Origin of the sequence: Streptomyces sp. NPDC012935, assembly GCF_042900345.1 — a bacterium.
In the GTDB taxonomy this organism is placed as follows: Bacteria; Actinomycetota; Actinomycetes; order Streptomycetales; family Streptomycetaceae; genus Streptomyces.
In genome coordinates this window covers 629,297-647,206 of the sequence record NZ_JBIBBC010000001.1, presented here as the reverse complement: position 1 = coordinate 647,206, position 17,910 = coordinate 629,297, and the positions used below count along the sequence as shown (strand labels likewise).

At 70.0% G+C, this 17,910-nt stretch carries 13 protein-coding genes; 5 read left to right on the top strand and 8 right to left on the bottom strand.

The window, feature by feature from the left end:
* Window positions 1-12: 12 nt before the first annotated feature.
* Complete coding sequence (locus ACFY5C_RS02835) at window positions 13-2,238, bottom strand: OmpL47-type beta-barrel domain-containing protein (protein WP_389439659.1); 2,226 nt, start codon at window positions 2,236-2,238, stop codon at window positions 13-15.
* A complete protein-coding gene (locus ACFY5C_RS02830; RefSeq protein WP_389439657.1) occupies window positions 2,238-4,715 on the bottom strand; it encodes a ThuA domain-containing protein in 2,478 nt (825 codons plus the stop codon). The genes ACFY5C_RS02835 and ACFY5C_RS02830 overlap by 1 nt, the downstream gene beginning before the upstream one ends.
* 178 nt (window positions 4,716-4,893) lie before the next feature.
* On the opposite strand from ACFY5C_RS02830, the gene ACFY5C_RS02825 reads away from it, so the two are divergent.
* The 3 genes from ACFY5C_RS02825 (at window position 4,894) to ACFY5C_RS02815 (ending at window position 7,997) form a co-directional block, all read left to right on the top strand.
* The gene (locus ACFY5C_RS02825; RefSeq protein ID WP_389439655.1) at window positions 4,894-5,910 is read left to right on the top strand and encodes a multicopper oxidase domain-containing protein; all 1,017 of its coding nucleotides are present in this window, start codon (window positions 4,894-4,896) and stop codon (window positions 5,908-5,910) included.
* A gap of 14 nt (window positions 5,911-5,924) precedes the next feature.
* Window positions 5,925-6,848, top strand: coding sequence for an ornithine cyclodeaminase family protein (locus ACFY5C_RS02820; protein ID WP_389439653.1), 924 nt, complete (start codon window positions 5,925-5,927; stop codon window positions 6,846-6,848).
* A gap of 114 nt (window positions 6,849-6,962) precedes the next feature.
* A complete protein-coding gene (locus tag ACFY5C_RS02815; protein WP_389439652.1) occupies window positions 6,963-7,997 on the top strand; it encodes a LacI family DNA-binding transcriptional regulator in 1,035 nt (344 codons plus the stop codon).
* 27 nt (window positions 7,998-8,024) lie between these two features.
* Here the strand turns inward: ACFY5C_RS02815 and ACFY5C_RS02810 are convergent, their stop codons facing one another.
* The gene (locus tag ACFY5C_RS02810) at window positions 8,025-8,816 is read right to left on the bottom strand and encodes a VOC family protein (protein ID WP_389440670.1); all 792 of its coding nucleotides are present in this window, start codon (window positions 8,814-8,816) and stop codon (window positions 8,025-8,027) included.
* A gap of 271 nt (window positions 8,817-9,087) precedes the next feature.
* On the opposite strand from ACFY5C_RS02810, the gene ACFY5C_RS02805 reads away from it, so the two are divergent.
* On the top strand, window positions 9,088-9,342 hold the full coding sequence (locus ACFY5C_RS02805; RefSeq protein ID WP_328877953.1) for a WhiB family transcriptional regulator: 255 nt from the start codon (window positions 9,088-9,090) through the stop codon (window positions 9,340-9,342).
* Window positions 9,343-9,673: 331 nt separating this feature from the next.
* On the opposite strand, the gene ACFY5C_RS02800 is transcribed toward ACFY5C_RS02805, so the two are convergent.
* The 5 genes from ACFY5C_RS02800 to ACFY5C_RS02780 all read right to left on the bottom strand — a co-directional run bounded on the left by ACFY5C_RS02800 (window position 9,674) and on the right by ACFY5C_RS02780 (window position 16,512).
* On the bottom strand, window positions 9,674-10,648 hold the full coding sequence (locus ACFY5C_RS02800; protein WP_389439650.1) for an acyl-ACP desaturase: 975 nt from the start codon (window positions 10,646-10,648) through the stop codon (window positions 9,674-9,676).
* Between the two features lie 221 nt (window positions 10,649-10,869).
* Window positions 10,870-11,646 carry a dimethylargininase gene (gene ddaH / locus ACFY5C_RS02795; protein ID WP_389439648.1) on the bottom strand — a complete coding sequence of 259 codons (777 nt, stop codon included), beginning with the start codon at window positions 11,644-11,646 and terminating at the stop codon, window positions 10,870-10,872.
* A 101-nt stretch (window positions 11,647-11,747) separates the two neighbouring features.
* A complete protein-coding gene (locus ACFY5C_RS02790) occupies window positions 11,748-14,120 on the bottom strand; it encodes an ATP-binding cassette domain-containing protein (RefSeq protein WP_389440667.1) in 2,373 nt (790 codons plus the stop codon).
* A gap of 22 nt (window positions 14,121-14,142) precedes the next feature.
* A complete protein-coding gene (locus tag ACFY5C_RS02785) occupies window positions 14,143-15,768 on the bottom strand; it encodes an ABC-F family ATP-binding cassette domain-containing protein (RefSeq protein WP_389439646.1) in 1,626 nt (541 codons plus the stop codon).
* A 327-nt stretch (window positions 15,769-16,095) separates the two neighbouring features.
* Window positions 16,096-16,512, bottom strand: a complete 417-nt coding sequence (locus tag ACFY5C_RS02780) for an SsgA family sporulation/cell division regulator (protein WP_389439644.1) — start codon at window positions 16,510-16,512, stop codon at window positions 16,096-16,098.
* A 251-nt stretch (window positions 16,513-16,763) separates the two neighbouring features.
* Between ACFY5C_RS02780 and ACFY5C_RS02775 the strand changes: the two genes are divergently transcribed.
* Window positions 16,764-17,867: a WD40/YVTN/BNR-like repeat-containing protein gene (locus tag ACFY5C_RS02775; protein ID WP_389439642.1), complete on the top strand. Its 1,104-nt coding sequence runs from the start codon at window positions 16,764-16,766 to the stop codon at window positions 17,865-17,867.
* Window positions 17,868-17,910: the final 43 nt, after the last annotated feature.

The window sequence follows — 17,910 nt, the reverse complement described above, 5'->3', positions numbered from 1 at the left end:
CACCTTCTTGATCTACAGCTCCTTGATCCGGATGTCCCGGTACGAGACCACATCCGTGGTGCCGTGCACCTGGAGCCCGATGTAGCCGGAAGCGAACCTGCGCCCGTCCGTGCCCGGGTCGTCCGAGCGCGGCGGGACGAAGTCCTGGCCGCCGGTGTTGTCGAACTCGTTGATCAGCACGCCGTTGCGGTAGACCGAGTAGTGCTGGTCGACCACGCGGATCTCGTAGTCGTTCCAGGTGCCCTTCTGGGTGACGCCGGCCCCGGCGAGCCCCACCCGGTCGAAGCCGTAGATCGAACCGGTCTTGTACATGTCGCCGTCGGGCCGGTCGAGAACCTGCACCTCGTGCCCGTACTTGATGGCGACCCACTCCGGCCGTGACTCCTCGGAGTGGTCGTGGACCCAGGGGAAACGGACGAACACTCCGGAGTTGGCGTTGCCGGTGCCCGGAGCGTCGTCGCGCCACTGGAGCTTGAGCGAGAAGTCGCCGTACTTCCGCTCGGGGAACCACAGCATGCCCAGGCCGGCCTTGCTGGTGCCGCTCGTGATCGAGCCGTCCCCGTTCGGCGCGAACGAACCACCGCCCACCTGCTGCCACTTGGCGAACGACTCCGCGCTGCCGTCGAGGATCGTGCGGTAGCCCTCGGTCTGGCCGGGCTTGCCGATCCCGGACTGCCGGGCGGCCTTGCGGACGGCGTCGTACTCGCGCTGGTCGACGACACCTTCCTTGAGGAGCTTGTTCAGGACCGTCGTCACGTGCTTGAGGAACAGCGCGTGGGACGTCCACTCCTTCTCGTCCTCGATCAACTCGTTGATCCGGCACCGGCTGTTGGTGAGCCGGTTCGGGACACCCGAGTCGACCGTGCCGACGATCACCGTCAACCGCTCGTCGAACTCGGGGCAGTTGGGGGCGGGGACCTGGCCGGACACCACGGTGAAGGTCACCGTGCGCGCGGTGGAGGTGTTACCCGCCTTGTCCGTCGCGCGGTAGCCGAGCGTGTGGGTGCCGGCGCGGTCGACGACCACCGGGGCGCCGTAGGCGAGGTACGGCCCGCCGTCGATCGAGTACTCGATCCGGTCGACACCCGAGCCGTGGTGCTCGTCGGTCGCCGTGACGGTCACCTTGGCGTTGCCGATGTACGCCCCGTCGGAGTTCTTCGTGCCCTCGACGGTCACGCCCGTCACCGGCGCCGTCGTGTCCGGCTGAGGCGCCGCCACGACCGTGAACTGCACGTTCTTCTCGGCGGCGACGTTCCCCGCCTTGTCGGTGGCCCGGTAACGCACCGTGTGGGCGCCGACCTCGTGCACCATCACGGGCGCGGTGTACGGCTGCCAGGCGCCGTCGCCGATCGCGTACTCGATGGTGTTGACGCCGGAGCCGGTGTCGGAGGCGGAGACCGTGACGGTCGCCATGTCGATGTACGTGCCGTCGGGGTTCTGCTCGCCGCTGACGGTCGCCGAGGTCTCCGGCGCCGTCGTGTCGTCGGTCGGCGGCGGGACGACCGTGAACTGGGCGCTCTTCTCCGCCGAGACGTTCCCCGCCTTGTCGAAGGCCCGATAGCGGATCTTGTGGTCGCCGACCTGGTCGACGACGACCGGGGCGGTGTACGGCTGCCAGGCGCCCGCGTCGCCGACCGCGTACTCGGTGCGGTCGAGCCCGGAGCCGCCCTCCTCATCGGTGGCGTGGATCGCCACGCTCGCCGAACCGACGTACTGGCCCTGCGCGTTCTGCGTCCCGCTGACGTGCGCCGATGCTTGCGGTGCGGTCGTGTCCTCTCCGCTGCCCTCGGTCACCACGAGGATGCCCTGCATCTGCCCGTGGCCGGGGATCGTGCAGTAGTAGCGGTAGCGGCCGGGGGTGAGCGTGACCTCGGCGGTGTGCTTGCCGCCCTGGTCGTCGTTGGGGTTGGCGAGGATGTTGAGCTGGACGTCGTTGTTGTACTCGGGGTCGGACGTGTCGAACGTCAACGTGTGCGGCATCCCGGTGGTGTTGCCGGTCGCCGTGCTGTTCTCGAAGACGATCGTCGTCGTGCCGGCGACCGCCGTCGCGGGGGCCGACGCGTACTTCGTGATGTCGTCGCCGGCCGTCCAGGTGAGCGTCTGCGCCGCGGCGGCGTTCGCGGGCTGGGACTCGGGACGCCCGAACGCGGGGACGGACTGCAGCCCCAGCATCACCAGCAGCACGGCCAACAGGGCCGCCCAGACTCTTCGCCGGGGCGGAGTGCTTCGCATCATCATCACTGGGCTCCCCTCGCCAGCTGGTCGGCGGCCGGAGTCGGAGCGCCGCCCGTGTAAGTGACCCTCCACAGCGCCGACTTGGCGTCCGAGGTGAAGAAGCCGCGACCGTAGTCGAGCACGTACAGCACGCCGTCCGGCCCGAACTTCCAGTCCATGAGGTTCTTGATGCCGTCGTTGCCGATCGGCACGATCTTCTTCAGCGACTCCGAGTGAATCGGCAGACCGCCCTCACCGTGCGTCTTCGGGTCGGTGATCACCGCGTTGCGCGGCTGGTCGGCGTCGTAGAAGTCGCCGACGAACCACTTGCCGTCCCAGTAGGCAGGCCACTTGGTGTCACCGGCGCTCGCCGCGTCGTACCGGTAGACCGGCCCGTTCATCGCGGCCTGCCCGCCGCCCTTGAGCCACGGCAGCGCGTAGGTGGCCTCCTCCTGCTTGTACGACGGCACGCCGTTCGCGTCACGCGGGAAGTCCGGCGCGCCGCCCTGGGGCGAGTACCAGATGTTGTTGCCGGTGACCGGCGGGAGGTTGACGAGGCCGTCGTTGTTCGGCGACTCGTTCTTCGGGTGGTCGCAGTCGTACCAGCCCAGGGGCTTCGTCGGGTCGGGCAGATTGCGGTCACGGTAGGGCTGCTTGTTGCCCATGCAGTACGGCCAGCCGCGGTTGCTCGCCTTGGTGATGACCGCGAAGGTGTCGTACTTCGCCGGACCCCAGGTCGTCGAGGGCGCACCCGCGTCGGGGCCGACCCAGCCCGCGTACAGGACGTCCGTCTGCTTGTCGACGGAGATGCGGGCGGGGTTCCTGACTCCCATCACGTAGATCTCGCCGCGGGTCTTGCCGCCGCCCTCGTCGGTCTCCCGGCCCGTGAAGAGGTTGCCCTCCGGCAGGGTGTACGTGCCGTCCGGCTCCGGGTGGATGCGCAGGATCTTGCCGTTGAGGTTGTTGGTGTTGCCGGCGGTGCGGCGCGCGTCGGCGAAGGAGACGCCCTTGTAGTTGGGCTCGGGGTTGTTGCCCGAGTAACCGCCGCTGAAGCCGCTGGAGTTGTTGTCGCCGGTCGCGATGTACAGGTTGCCCTTGGAGTCCCAGGCCATCCCGCCGCCCGAGTGGCAGCAACTGTGGACCTGCACCGGCCACTTGAGCAGGACCTTCTCACTGCTCAGGTCCAGCTTGTTGGTCGCGAGGTCGAGCGTGAAGCGGGAGACGCGCCGCTCGGCCATCCGCGTGTCGCGGTTGAGCTGGGAGTGCGGGGTGTAGTGCAGATACACCCAGCCGTTGTCCTCGAAGCGGGGATCGAGCTCGATGCCGAGGAGCCCCTCCTCGACCTTGATCAGCTCATCTCCGCCGCCCTTGTTTCCGAAGACCGTGAGCGCCCCGGCCAGGGTGACCTTCTTGGTCCTCGGGTCGTAGACGTGGATCTCGCCCTTGCCCTTGCCGATCTCCGGGTTGTTCCAGTCGGTGACGACCGGCTGGGAGGAGTCGGCGCCGCCCCGGCCGATGTAGAGCACCCGGCCGTCGGGAGCGGTGACCAGGCCGTGGGGCTCGCCGATCTGGTCGTTCTGGCCGGGCTGGTTGGGCTGGGTGAGGCGCTCGGCCTTGTAGTTGCCGGTGATCGTGGCCTTGCAGTCGGCCTGGACCAGCCGCGTCGTCCACAGCAGGGCACCGCGCAGATGGGTGCGGAAGTCCGTCTCGTCGTACGACGACGCCGTGCCGCCCATCCCCGTGTAGAAGGAGCGGCCGCCGTCGTAGTCACGGCACCAGCTCACCGGGTGGTCCCAGCCGTTGGCGCCCGTTCCCGGTTGGTACGAGGACTCCCGGACCCGGGCGACCGTGTGCACCGCGCCCGACGGGTTCTTCGCCCAGTTCAGCCACTTGTCCGGCCGTTTCCATTGCACCGGCAGTTCCTTGGAGGCCGGGTGCTGCCGGTCACCGACCTCAACTACGGCCCGCTGCACGTTCGTCGGGCCGCCGGCCGCCGGGCGGGCGCCGACGAGGCCGGTGAACCAGTCCGAGTACGGCTCGGCGCGCGCCGCGTCATGGATGCCGACGAAACCGCCGCCCGCCTCCATGTAGGCCTCCAGGCCCGCCTCCTGCTCGGGGTCGAGGACGTCGCCGCCTCCGGTGAGGAACACGATCGTGTTGAAGCGGCCCAGCTTCGTCTCATTGGTGAAGACCGAGGCGTCGTTCGTGGCCTCGGTCTTGAAGCGCTGGTCGGCCGGGCCCGACAGGCCGATCTTCTCGATCGCCCCGATGCCGGCGTTCACCACGGGCGACTCCTCGCCGCCGGCCGCGGACCCGTAGAAGATGAGCACTCGTACATTCGCGCCGCCCGGGGGCGACTTGATGGACATCGTTGTCAGGGGTGGCTCCGGGGCCGGGCGTGCGTCGGCTGCCGGGGCGGACATCAGCCCGGCGGCGACGATCCCGGCGGTCACAGTGGCCACCCAGGTCTGTCTGGTCGTGCTCAACCCTCGCAAGTGCATGGGCACCTCCACGGTCACAGCAACAGCGACAAGGAAGCTAGACCCCTTTGAACGACTCGCCAATACCTACGGCCGTACTGGGGCCAACTTTGTCCTGAGTGTGGATAAACGCGGGATCGACCGGTACCGTCTCAGCGGTTCACCCCCGTAATTTCCGTAACACCGTGGGGAGTTCGGCATGAGCGAAGGCAGCTTCACCAGACGCGGCTTCGACAGGCGCACCTTCAACAGACGCGTCCTGCTCGGTGGCGCGACCGTCGCGACATCGTTGTCGCTCGGGCAGGTGCCCGAGGCCGCGAGCGCCGACGCACCGGCGAAAACCGCCCCGGCCGGCGGCGAGGTCAGACACCTCAAGCTGTACGCGGAGAAACTCGCCGACGGGCAGATGGGCTACGGCTTCGAGAAGGGCAAGGCGACCGTCCCCGGCCCGCTGATCGAGCTCAACGAGGGCGACACCGCGCACATCGAGTTCGAGAACACGATGGACGTGCCGGTGAGCCTGCACGTCCACGGCCTCGACTACGAGATCACCAGCGACGGCACGAAGCTCAACAAGAGCGACGTGGAGCCCGGCGGCACCCGCACCTACACCTGGCGCACCCACGCCCCCGGCCGCCGGGGGGACGGCACCTGGCGGGCGGGCAGCGCCGGTTACTGGCACTACCACGACCACGTCGTCGGCACGGAGCACGGCACTGGCGGCATCCGCAAGGGCCTCTACGGGCCGGTGATCGTCCGGCGCAAGGGGGACATCCTCCCCGACGCGACCCACACGATCGTCTTCAACGACATGCTCATCAACAACAAGCCCGCGCACAGCGGCCCCAACTTCGAGGCCACGGTGGGCGATCGCGTCGAGTTCGTGATGATCACGCACGGCGAGTACTACCACACCTTCCATATGCACGGTCACCGCTGGGCGGACAACCGCACGGGCATGCTCACCGGCCCGGACGACCCCAGTCAGGTCATCGACAACAAGATCGTGGGCCCGGCGGACTCCTTCGGCTTCCAGGTGATCGCGGGGGAGGGGGTCGGCGCGGGCGCCTGGATGTACCACTGCCATGTGCAGAGTCATTCGGACATGGGGATGGTGGGACTGTTCCTGGTGAAGAAGACGGACGGGACGATTCCGGGGTACGACCCGCACGACCACGGACATGAGCCGGCCTCCGGGTCCGCGCACGAGCACTGACGCATCATGTACGGGTGACACTTGTACTGACGCGTGGTGACCTGGAGTCGCTACTGGAGCCGGAGGCCTGCTTGACCGCCCTGCGGGAGGGTTTCCGGACCGCGGACTCCGTGCCGGTCGCCGGGCAACGGGTGCGGACCGACCTGCCGTTCCCCGGCACGGCCACCGCACTGATCCCCGGCCTGCTGCCGGGCATCGAGGCGTACACGGTGAAGGTCAACGCCAAGTTCCCGGGCGCGCAACCGGCGTTGCGCGGGGTGATCTGCCTGCACAGCGGGCGGGACGGCGAGTTGCTGGCGCTGCTGGACTCGGCCACGGTGACGGCGTGGCGTACGGGGCTGGCGGCGGCATTGGGGACGGATCTCCTCGCCGGTCCGGGTGAGACGGTGGGGGTGATCGGCGCCGGAGCCCAGGCAGAGTTGGTGGTACTAGGGCTCGCAGCGCTACGGCCTGGCAGCGCCCTGGTCGTCCACGACACGTCCGCCGACCGCGCCGCGGCGTTCGCAGGGCGCCACGGCGGCCGCGTGCTGTCCTCCGCTGCGCAGGTCGCCGCCGCTGCCGATGTCGTCCTGTCGGCCACCTGGTCGAGGGAGCCGCTGCTGCACCTGGCGGATGCCAGAGCAGGACAGCACTTCACGAGCCTGGGGGCCGACGAGCCGGGCAAGGTGGAGCTGGCAGCCGATCTGCTGGAGGCCGCGACGGTCGTGGTCGACGATCGTGAACTCGCGGTGACCATGGGCGCCTTGGCCCACGGCGGGACCGCCGACGCGACTTTGGGCGAGGTCGTGCGGGGTGAACATCCGGGCCGCGCGAGCGCCGACAGCCGTACCGTCTACGCCCCGGTCGGGCTGCCCTGGCAGGACCTGGCGTTGAGCTGGCTGGCGTACCGGGCGGCCCAGCGGGAGGGCATCGGGCGGCGGATGGACCTGCTGGCGTGAGCGGCACATGGGTGCCAGGGGGTTCCTCGAGCCCTCTCGATCACCCGAGAGCGCTCTCACCTCCGCCTCCACCACGGCTATCCTGATCGGCAACCGCCGACGAGGAGCCCTGCAGTGACCGATACCGCCCCACGTCCCACCCTGGAGGCCGTGGCCGCCCGGGCCGGGGTCTCCAGGGCCACCGTGTCCCGGGTCGTCAACGGCGGGGACGGGGTCCGGGAGCCGCTCGTGGAGCGGGTGCGCGCGGCGGTGGAGGAACTCGGGTACGTGCCCAACCAGGCCGCGCGCAGCCTCGTGACCCGGCGCCATGACGCCATCGCCGTCGTCGTCGCCGAACCCGAGACGCGTGTCTTCGCCGACCCCTTCTTCGCGCTGCAACTGCGCGGCATCAGCAAGGAGCTGACGGCCCACGACAACCAGCTGGTGCTGCTCCTCACGGAGGGCCGCGACGACCACGCCCGCGTCGGCCGCTACCTCGCCGGCGGCCATGTCGACGGGGCGCTCGTCTTCTCGCTGCACCTCGACGACCCGCTGCCCGCACTGATCCAGCACGCCGGGGTTCCCACCGTGTTCGGCGGACGGCCCGGGTGGAGCGGCGACCAGCGCGGCGTCGTGTACGTCGACAGCGACAACCGTGGCGGCGCCCGTGACGCCGTACGGCATCTCGTCGGCCTCGGCCGTACCCGCGTCGCGCACATCGCCGGCGCCCTCGACCAGACGTCGGCGGTGGACCGGCTCGACGGATACCGGGATGTCATGGTCGACGCCGATCCACGACTGATCGTCGAGGGCGACTTCACACCGGCCGGCGGCGAACGGGCGATGCGCGAACTGCTCGAACGCTGCCCCGACCTGGACGCCGTGTTCGCCGCGAACGACCTCACCGCGGCGGGGGCGCTGCGGGTGCTGCGGGAGTCGGGGCGGCGGGTGCCGGACGATGTCGCCGTGGTCGGGTTCGACGACATGCTGCCGGTGGCGGACCAGACCGAACCGCCGCTCACGACGGTCCGTCAGGACATCGAGGAGATGGGCCGGCTCATGGCCCGGCTGCTGCTGCGCGGCCTCGACCGCCGCACCGGTGAGCAGGTGGGAGGCGCGCCGTCCAGCGTCGTCCTGCCGACGACGCTGGTCCGGCGCGCATCCGCCTGAGGCAGGCCCCCTACCGGTCGGGCGGGCTCAGCTCGGCACCGGTGCGCTCTTGATCACCGCGAAGCGGGCGCCGTACGGGTCGGTGAGCTTGGCGATACGGCCGACGTCGGGGAGGTCCGTGGCGGGCATGCGGACCGTGCCGCCCAGCTCCTGCGCCTTGGCGACCGTGGCGTCCGTGTCGGTGACCTCGAAATACGGCAGCCAGTACGGCGGGCCGTCGGCCTCCGCCGGGTCGTCGGTCTTGTCGACGACCCCGCCGAACATGGCGTCCTCCCCTTGGCCCGCAGGGCTGAACGTCGTGTAGGTGCCGCCGTAGAAGTCGAGGGCGAAGGTCTCCATGCCGAGCGTGGTGTTGTAGAACCCCGCCGCGGCCGGTACGTCCGTGGTGTACAGCTCCAGCCAGCACAGCGTCCCGGGCTCGTTCATGACGTCGAGGCCCTTGTTGGTGCCGGGCTGCCAGAGGCCGAAGCCCACGCCCGCCTTGTCGGCGAGGATGGCCATGCGGCCCATGTCCATCACGTCCATGGGCTGCACCAGCACCGCGCCGTGCGCCTGCTCGGCTGCCTTGGCCGTGGCGTCCGCGTCCGGTGTCTGGAAGTACACCGTCCAGGACGGCGGGCCCTGCTCCTCGGTGGTCTGCATGCCGCCGGCCGTCGTCCTGCCGTCGAGCTGGAAGAGGCCGTAGCCGCCGGTCTCGGGCCCGCCCGGCTGGAACCGCCAGCCGAACAAGCCGCCGTAGAAGGAACTGGCGCCCTCGATGTCGGGGGTGCCGACGTCGATCCAGTTCGGCGCGCCGGTGACATAACGGGTGGTGAGCATCATCGCCCTCCTCGGAAGGGTCCCGTTGTCTGCTCTGCCGAGTCTTGCACCGCCCACTGACAATCGCTGCCGGAGTTGGGCCGTCGGTCCCAGCGGTCGTTGCGGCTGCCGCGGTGACCAGTACGGGTCTCTTGGATTTCACCCGTTTCCGCGCGCGCCGCCGTGCGTCGCCGTGCGCGGGAGGAGACCATCGGGTCGGCCGGGGGCCCGGCGACGCGGCGTTGATCCGGCGTTGATCGAACGTTTTTCGCCGACCGGCACGATCCTGCGCATGCTCATCGACACGATCACAACGATCACCTCGCCCGACCTGGACTGGCAGCAGGAGGCGTTGTGCGCGCAGACCGGGGCGGACTTCTTCTTCCCCGAGCCGGGCAGCTCCGTGCGCGAGGCGAAGCGGATCTGCGGCATGTGCCCGATCCGCTCCGCCTGCCTGGAGTGGGCCCTCGACAACGACGAACGATTCGGCGTCTGGGGCGGCCTGTCCGAGAAGGAACGCCTGGAACTCAGGCGCGCGTCACGCTGAACCGGACGGTTACCTCGCACGGTGCGGCGTCCGCGTACGCGGTGATCTGCCGGGCCGTCCGCCAGGTGGGGCCCCGGCGTGGCAGCGGGCCGGTGTGCACGGTCACACCGCCGCCCGGCCGACGGCTGCCATTACCAGGCCCGGCCGCAGCCGTCAGCTCGCCGGACGAGGGCCGCTGGGTCCCTGGCGGCTCACCGGCCCTCGCCGCGGCTCACAGGTCCGCTCAGCAGCCCGTGCTGTCGGTCCGGCGTCGCTGCGGCGACCGTCGCAGCCCGCGGCATCAGCCGGATGGGCTCAATCGGCCGGCCTCAGTCGGTCCCGTCAGGCCCCGTCAGGCCCCGGCGCGAGCCGCCATGCGGGCCTTGCGAGCCGCCAGCTTCTCGTCGAACTTGACGGCCTCCGCGTCCAGGCCGCCCATGTACAGACCCAGCTCCTCCTGGGCCTTCTGGCCCTCGGGGCCGAGGCCGTCGATCTCCATGATCTTCAGGAAGCGCAGGACGGGCTGGAGCACGTCGTCGTGGTGGATGCGCATGTTGTAGACCTCGCCGATGGCCATCTGCGCGGCGGCGCGCTCGAAGCCGGGGATGCCGTGGCCGGGCATGCGGAAGTTGACCACCACGTCCCGCACGGCCTGCATCGTGAGGTCGGGGGCGAGTTCGAACGCGGCCTTCAGCAGGTTCCGGTAGAAGATCATGTGCAGGTTCTCGTCGGTCGCGATGCGCGCCAGCATGCGGTCGCAGACCGGGTCACCCGATTGGTGGCCGGTGTTGCGGTGCGAGATGCGGGTCGCCAGCTCCTGGAAGGCGACGTAGGCGACCGAGTGCAGCATCGAGTGCCGGTTGTCCGACTCGAAGCCCTCGCTCATGTGCGACATCCGGAACTGCTCCAGCTTGTCCGGGTCCACCGCGCGCGAGGTGAGCAGGTAGTCGCGCATCACGATGCCGTGCCGCCCCTCCTCGGCGGTCCAGCGGTGCACCCAGGTACCCCAGGCGCCGTCGCGGCCGAAGAGCGAGGCGATCTCGTGGTGGTAGCTGGGGAGGTTGTCCTCGGTGAGGAGGTTCACGATCAGGGCGATGCGGCCGATCTCGGTGACCTTGGACTGCTCCTTGTCCCAGGCCTCGCCGTCCTCGAAGAGGCCGGGGAAGTTGCGGCCGTCGCTCCACGGCACGTACTCGTGCGGCATCCAGTCCTTGGCGACCTTCAGATGCCGGTTGAGTTCGTTCTCGACAACTTCCTCCAACGCGTGAAGCAGGCGGGCGTCGGTCCAGACGGCGGGGCTGCCAAGGTGAGGGGAAGCGATCGTCACGGGAACTCCAGGGGGACGCACAACACAGGAAACGGTGACCGGCGAGCGGTTGCCGGGAACCTACGGAATCGTAGGCTACGAAACCGTAGGTTACGTAGCCGTAGGTTAAGGGCGACGTAAAGACCGCTGATCAGCCCCGTTCCGTCGAGAGGGTCACGGGTGTGCGAAACGCCCCGGTGACCCGCAGGTCCCGGGGCTGAACGAGTGCAGCACTCAGTCGGTCAGGCGTACAGATCCCGCATCCGTACCGAGAGACATGTCACACATCCTTCGAGCTTCTCGAACTCGCTGATATCGACCAGAACGGGCTCGTGGCCGAGATCGGCGAGCAGTTCCGCCGTCTTCGGCGCACTGGCGGCCATCAGCAGCTTCTCGCCGCCGAGCAGCACCACGTGCGCCCCGGACTCCTCGGGCACCGGCAGGAAGCGCGGGAACAGCGACGGCGCGTCCAGCTGGGGGATGCGGCCCAGAATCGTTCCGTCGGGCAGCGCCGTGATCGCCGACTTCAGGTGCAGCACCTTGCTCACCGGCACGGCCACGACCCGTGCCCCCAGCGGCTCGAACGCGGCCCGCAGCTGCTGGACACCGGCCGCGTCGGTACGGCCGCCCCGGCCGACGTAGATCGTGTCGCCGACCTTCAGCACGTCGCCGCCGTCCAGCGTGCCCGGCTCCCAGATCCAGTTCACGGAGCAGCCGAGCGAGGCCACGGCCTCCTCCACGCCGAGGGTCTCGGCGCGCCGGGACTCGGCACCGGGCCGGGTGATCAGCGCGACGTTCTTGTACATGACGACGGTGTCCTCGACGAACACCGAGTCGGGGCAGTCGTCGGCCGGGTCCACCTCGACCGTCTCCCAGCCGTGCGTGCCCAGGGCCTCCACGTACGCCTCCCACTGCTCGACCGCGAGATCGAAGTCGACCTTCTCGCGCTCGATGTGCGTGACCAGCCCTTCGGCGAGGCGCGGGCTCGGGCGGCGGACGAGGGCCTTCTTGCTGGGCACGACGGGATCTCCGGATCGATGGCAGGGTTCGGCGCCCCTGATGCATGGGGCACCGATCCGCCATGATGCAGGGCCCGTGGGCCCGCACAAAACCCCTGCGGTCAGGCTGTGGCCCTCCTGAGATGCTCCGCGGTGAAGGACCCGTGGGTTTTGCGGAGCTGCTGCGGGGTTCCCTCGAAGATCACCCGGCCTCCGTCCCGGCCACCGTCCGGCCCCAGGTCGATGATCCAGTCGGCGTGCGCCACGACGTCCAGGTTGTGCTCGACGACCACCACCGTGTTGCCCGTGTCGACCAGCCGGTCCAGCAGTCCGAGCAACCCGTCGACGTCCGACATATGCAGCCCGGTCGTCGGCTCGTCGAGGACGTACACCGCTCCGGTGCTGTTCTTGTCGCGTCGCCTCCGGGGCGCTCCAGCCGGTGTCGAGAGCTCGACCGTGCTCAGCCCTTCGGGCCTCCGCGCGCTCGAGCTCGCGCCTCCGGCGCGCCCCTCCGGCTCCTTGTGCAGCCGCGTCGCCAGCTTGATGCGCTGCCGCTCGCCGCCGGAGAGGGTGGAGAGCGGCTGGCCGAGCGAAAGGTACGTCAGCCCCACCTCCCGCAGGGCGCGCAGCCTGCGCCGTACGCCCGAGTCCTGGAAGAACTCCAGTGCCTGCTCGGCCGTCATCCCCAGGACGTCCGCGATGGAGTTGCCGTCGACGGTCAGCCGCAGCACCTCGTCCTTGAAGCGGCGCCCCTCGCAGTCGTGGCACGTCGTCGTCACCGGGTCCATGAAGGCGAGGTCGGTGTAGATGATCCCGCGGCCTTCACACGTGCTGCACGCGCCCGTCGAGTTGAAGCTGAAGAACCCCGGCTCGGCGCCCGTCTCGCGCGCGAAGATCTTCCGTACCGTGTCCATGATCCCCAGATACGTCGCCGGCGTCGACCGCGCGGAGATCCCGATCGACGACTGGTCCACGACCACGGCACCGGCGTGCGCCTCGGTGAACTCCGCGACCAGCGTGCTCTTTCCGGACCCGGCGACACCGGTCACCACGGTGAGCACCCCGCTCGGGAACTCCACCGTCACGTCCCGCAGGTTGTGCCGCTGGGCACCCTTCACCCAGAGCCCGGAGTCCGCCGTTCGTACGTCCTCCTTGATCGCGGTACGGCGACCCAGGCACCGCCCGGTCACCGTGCCCGACCCGGCCAGTTCGTCCGGCGTCCCCTCGAACACGACCTCTCCGCCGCCCGCTCCCGCCGCCGGCCCCATGTCGACGACGTGATCGGCGAGCGCGATGACGTCCCGGTCGTGCTCGACGACCAGCACCGTGTTGCCCTTGTCGCGCAGCCGCAGCAGCAGATCACCGAGGCGGCCCACGTCACGCGGATGCAGTCCGACGCTGGGCTCGTCGAAGATGTACGTCATGCCGGTGAGGCTGGAGCCCAGGTGGCGCACGGTCTTCAGGCGCTGACCCTCGCCGCCGGAGAGCGTGGACGTCTCGCGGTCGAGGCTGAGGTAGCCGAGGCCGATGGCGTCGATGCGTTCGAGTGCGGTGACGGCGGCCCGGGCGATCGGTCCGGCGACCGGGTCGGTGATGTCCTTCAGTACCGCGATCAGGTCACTGACCTGCATACGCGCGCACTCGGCGATGTTCATGCCGTTGATCCGGGTCGCGAGCGCCGCCGCGTTCAGGCGGGCCCCGTCGCAGAGCGGACAGGTGCCCTCGGCCAGGAACTCCCGCACCAGATCGCGGGTCTTCTGGCTCATCGCCGACAGGTCCCGCTTCAGGTACAGCCGCTCGAAGCGGGTGGCCAGCCCCTCGTAGTCGGTCGTCCAGGTGCCGCCCGTGCCGTTGACGGTGACCTTGCTGCCCGGGCGGCCGTGCATCAGGAACTCCCGCTCGGCGGCGGTGAAGCGCCTGACGGGCTTGTGCGGGTCGAGTTCGGCGCTGTTGGTGTACGCCTGCCCCTGCCAGGTGCCCGCCGCGAACGGCGGGAAGCGGACCGCCCCGTCGCCCAGGGAACGGTCCGGGTCGAGGATGCGGTCCCAGTCCGGCCGTACGGTCCGGCCCAGGCCGTCGCACTCGGGGCACATGCCGGAGGGGTCGTTGAACGAGTACGCGGTCGCCGGCCCGGCGCTCGGGGTGCCGTGCCGGGAGAACAGCACCCGGATCACCGAGTAGATGTCGGTCATCGTGCCGACCGTGGACCGGGAGTGGCCCCCGATCGGCCGCTGGTCGACGACGATCGCGGGTGAGAGGTCCTCCAGCGCCTCGGCGTGCGGCCGCTCGTACTTGGGCAGCCGGTTGCGCACGAACCACGTGAAGGTCTCGTTCAGCTGGCGCTGCGACTCGACCGCGATCGTGTCGAAGACGATCGACGACTTCCCCGATCCCGAAACGCCGGTGAACACGGTCAGCCGGCCTTTCGGGATACGGAGAGCGACGTCCTTGAGGTTGTTCTCCCTGGCTCCGGTGATGGTGATGAAATCGGGCATGAAGTCGGCCATGCAGTCGAAGCTAGGCGGGATACCCGACAGCTTCTGGCGTGATTTCCTTCAGTTCTCCGTCCTCCACCATCAGCCAGCGCGTGATGCCGATCGACTCCAGGAACGGCAGGTCGTGACTGGCCACGATCAGCGCCCCCTCGTACGACTCCAGGGCCGAGGTGAGCTGCCGGACGCTCGCCATGTCCAGGTTGTTCGTCGGCTCGTCCAGCATCAGCAGCTGGGGTGCGGGCTCGGCGAGCATCAGCGCGGCCAGCGCCGCCCGGAAGCGTTCGCCGCCGGACAGCGTCGCCGCCTTCTGGTCGGCGCGGGCGCCCCGGAACAGGAAGCGGGCCAGCCGCGCCCGGACCCGGTTGTTGGTGGCGCCCGGCGCGAACCGGGCCACGTTCTCGGCGACGCTCAGCTCCCCGTCCAGCACATCGAGCCGTTGCGGCAGGAACCGCAGGGGCACATGGGCCGTCGCCTCACCGGCAACCGGCTCCAGCTCCCCGGCGATCGTCCGCAGCAGCGTCGTCTTGCCCGAACCGTTGCGCCCGATCAGCGCGATCCGCTCCGGTCCGCGCAGATCGAAGCCACCGGCGACGCGCGCGCCGTACACGAGCTCCAGGTCCATCAGCGTGAGCACGGTACGGCCCGGCGGTACGGCCGTGTACGGCAGGTCGACGCGGATCTCGTCGTCGTCCCGTACGGCGTCCACCGCGTCGTCGAGCCGCTCCTTGGCCTCGGCGAGCTTCTCCTCGTGCATGATGCGGTGCTTGCCGGCGGACTCCTGTGCCGCCCGCTTGCGCGCCCCCATGACGATCTTCGGCTCACGCTTCTGGTCCCACATCTTCTGCCCGTACCGCTTTCGCCTGGCCAACTTGACTTGAGCGTCGACCAGTTCGCGCTTCTGCTTCTTCAGGTCGGCCTCTGCGACCCGCAGCATGCGCTCGGCCGCCTCCTGCTCGACGGCGAGCGCCTCCTCGTACGCCGAGTAGTTGCCGCCGAACCAGGTGACCTCGCCGGAGCGCAGATCGGCGATCTGGTCGACGAGTTCCAGGAGTTCACGGTCGTGGCTGACGACCACCATCACCCCCGGCCAGGACGCGACGGCCGCGTACAGCCGCCTGCGCGCGTACAGGTCGAGGTTGTTGGTGGGCTCGTCCAGCAGCAGGACGTCCGGGCGGCGCAGCAGCAGTGCGGCCAGCCGCAGCAGCACCGACTCGCCGCCCGACACCTCGCCGATCGTGCGGTCCAACTCGACGTGTCCGAGCCCGAGTTCGCCGAGGGTGGCGAGGGCGCGCTCCTCGACGTCCCAGTCGTCGCCGACGGTCTCGAAGTGCTTCTCGGCCACGTCGCCCGCCTCGATGGCGTGCAGTGCGGCCCGCCGGTCCGCGATGCCGAGCGCCTCGTCGACCTTCAGGCCGGTGTCGAGGGTGACGTTCTGCGGGAGGTAGCCGACCTCGCCCGCGACGCGTACGGCGCCGTCGGCCGGGGCGAGCTCACCGGCGATCAGCTTCAACAGGGTTGACTTCCCTGACCCGTTGATGCCGACGAGCCCGGTACGGCCGGGGCCGAACGCGACGTCGAGGCCCTCGAAGACGGGGCTGCCGTCGGGCCAGGTGAAGGAAAGGGACGTACAGGTGATGGAAGTAGACATGCGGGCCTCCGCGGATGCTCGAAGCGATCAAGGGCAAACGCGTTTCGAGACACCGGCGACCGGCGACCGGCGGGGAGGCCTCGGGAGGGGTATGAGAAAAGCCCTGTTTCCGGAGGACGGCTCGAATGCCGAGGTCGCACGCTGCGCACACACACTTCAGGTGTGTGACGCGGTGTCTCAGGACCTCAGACGAGCAACGTCCTTCTCCAATCGACGGCAACAGGACCGCTGTAAACGCTAGGAGGGGACGGAGAGGGTGTCAACGCAATTAACGCGCCGCAGGCCGTGCGGCGCGCTCGGTGTGGAACGCCCGGTGGTGCGTACGCCTCAGCAGGCGTCCCGCATCAGCTCCGCCAGGTCGTGGTCCAGGTCCAGCTGGAGGTGCTCCAGGCCGAGCGGCACCAGTTCGCTCGTGGACTGCAGGAAGTGCCGTATCTCGCCGGAGCGGATGTGCACGACGGCGGTGCCCTCGGGGGCGTGGAACTCCAGGACCGTGCGGTCGTAGCCGTACGGCCGCACACGGACGTCGCCGTGGCCCTCGGGTGCCTCGAGGCCGGCCAGGAGCAGCTCGCGGCTGAAGGTCCAGCAGACCTCCACGCCCTCCAGGGTGGCCGGAGCCGGGAAGGTCATGCGCACGGCGAACGGGTCGCGGCGGTCGTAGTGAAGGGTGGCCGGAATGCTCGGCATCCGCGGCGCGGCGGCGACGAGACGGGCCTCGACGGGCTGCTCGATTACGGTGGACAACGCCTTGCTCCCTTGTGACGGCTGGACGAACATCCGGGCGGACGAGACGGGCACTGGTAGAGACGACGGAATCAGCCAATCCGTGCACACGAAGGTCGAGTGACCTCTGTCACCGCCTTCATGCGCGGGAGTGGTGCGTTCGCCCTGCAGTGCCGGGAAAGTCACATGTGGTCGTCTGCTCTCGTCCGGGGTCTCTGTGGCGGACGTGGCCATCTGGACGGCGCCGTGGCGGTCGGCTAGCTTCGCCCGCCATGAGGCGTTCGGGGAGCACGCGACGGGTAGGGCATACATTTCGGACAGTGGCCGCGGGGGTGGCCTGCGGGGCGGCGCTCGCCGCACTGACAGCCGCACCGGCACAGGCGCACGGGCCGCAGAGCCGGGCCCCGCACTGGGAAGCCAAGGACAGCGGCACACCCGAGGCTCGTTTCCGGGGGCTGTCCGCCGTCAGCCGCGACATCGCGTGGCTGGCCGGAACCGGGGGCACCGTTCTGCGCACCACCGACGGCGGCGCGAGCTGGCGGAACGTCTCGCCGCCGGGCGCCGCCGAACTGCAGTTCCGGGACATCGAGGCGTTCGACGCGCGCCGCGCGGTGGTGCTGGCCATCGGGGAGGGCGAGGCGTCCCGCGTGTACCGCACGGATGACGGCGGCGCCACCTGGACCGAGTCCTTCCGCAACACCGACGCGCGGGCCTTCTACGACTGCATGACGTTCTTCGACCGCCGCCACGGCCTCGCGATGAGCGACCCGGTGGACGGCAGGTTCCGCATCCTGTCCACCAGCGACGGCGGCCGCTCCTGGAAGGTGCTGCCCAGCGCCGGCATGCCCGCGGCGCAGGAGGGCGAGGCAGGCTTCGCGGCGAGTGGGCAGTGCCTTGTGAGCTCCGGGCCCGAGGACGTCTGGCTGGCCACCGGCGGGGCGGCACGCGCGCGTGTGCTGCACTCCCGCGACCGGGGGCTGACCTGGACGGCCGCCGACGCGCCGATCCCGGCGGGCGATCCGGCCCGCGGCGTCTTCGCCCTCGCGTTCCGCGACCGCACCCACGGCCTCGCGGTCGGCGGCGACTACCGCCCCGACCAGTCCTCCCCGCGAGCGGCCGCCCGTTCCGGCGACGGGGGCGCCGGCTGGCAGCCCGCCGCGCAGCCGGTGCAGGCCTACCGCTCCGGCGTCGCCTGGCTCCCGCACAGCCGAACCGCCGCCCTCGCCGTCGGCCCCACCGGCACCGACCTGACGACCGACGGCGGACGCACCTGGCGGACCGTCGACACCGGGTCGTACGACACCGTGGACTGCACGCCGGACCTGGGGTGCTGGGCGGCGGGGGAGAAGGGCCGGGTCGCACGGCTGGAGAGCTGACGGCGAATTGTGGGTACTCGGGCGCGGACTGCGAGAGGAGTGA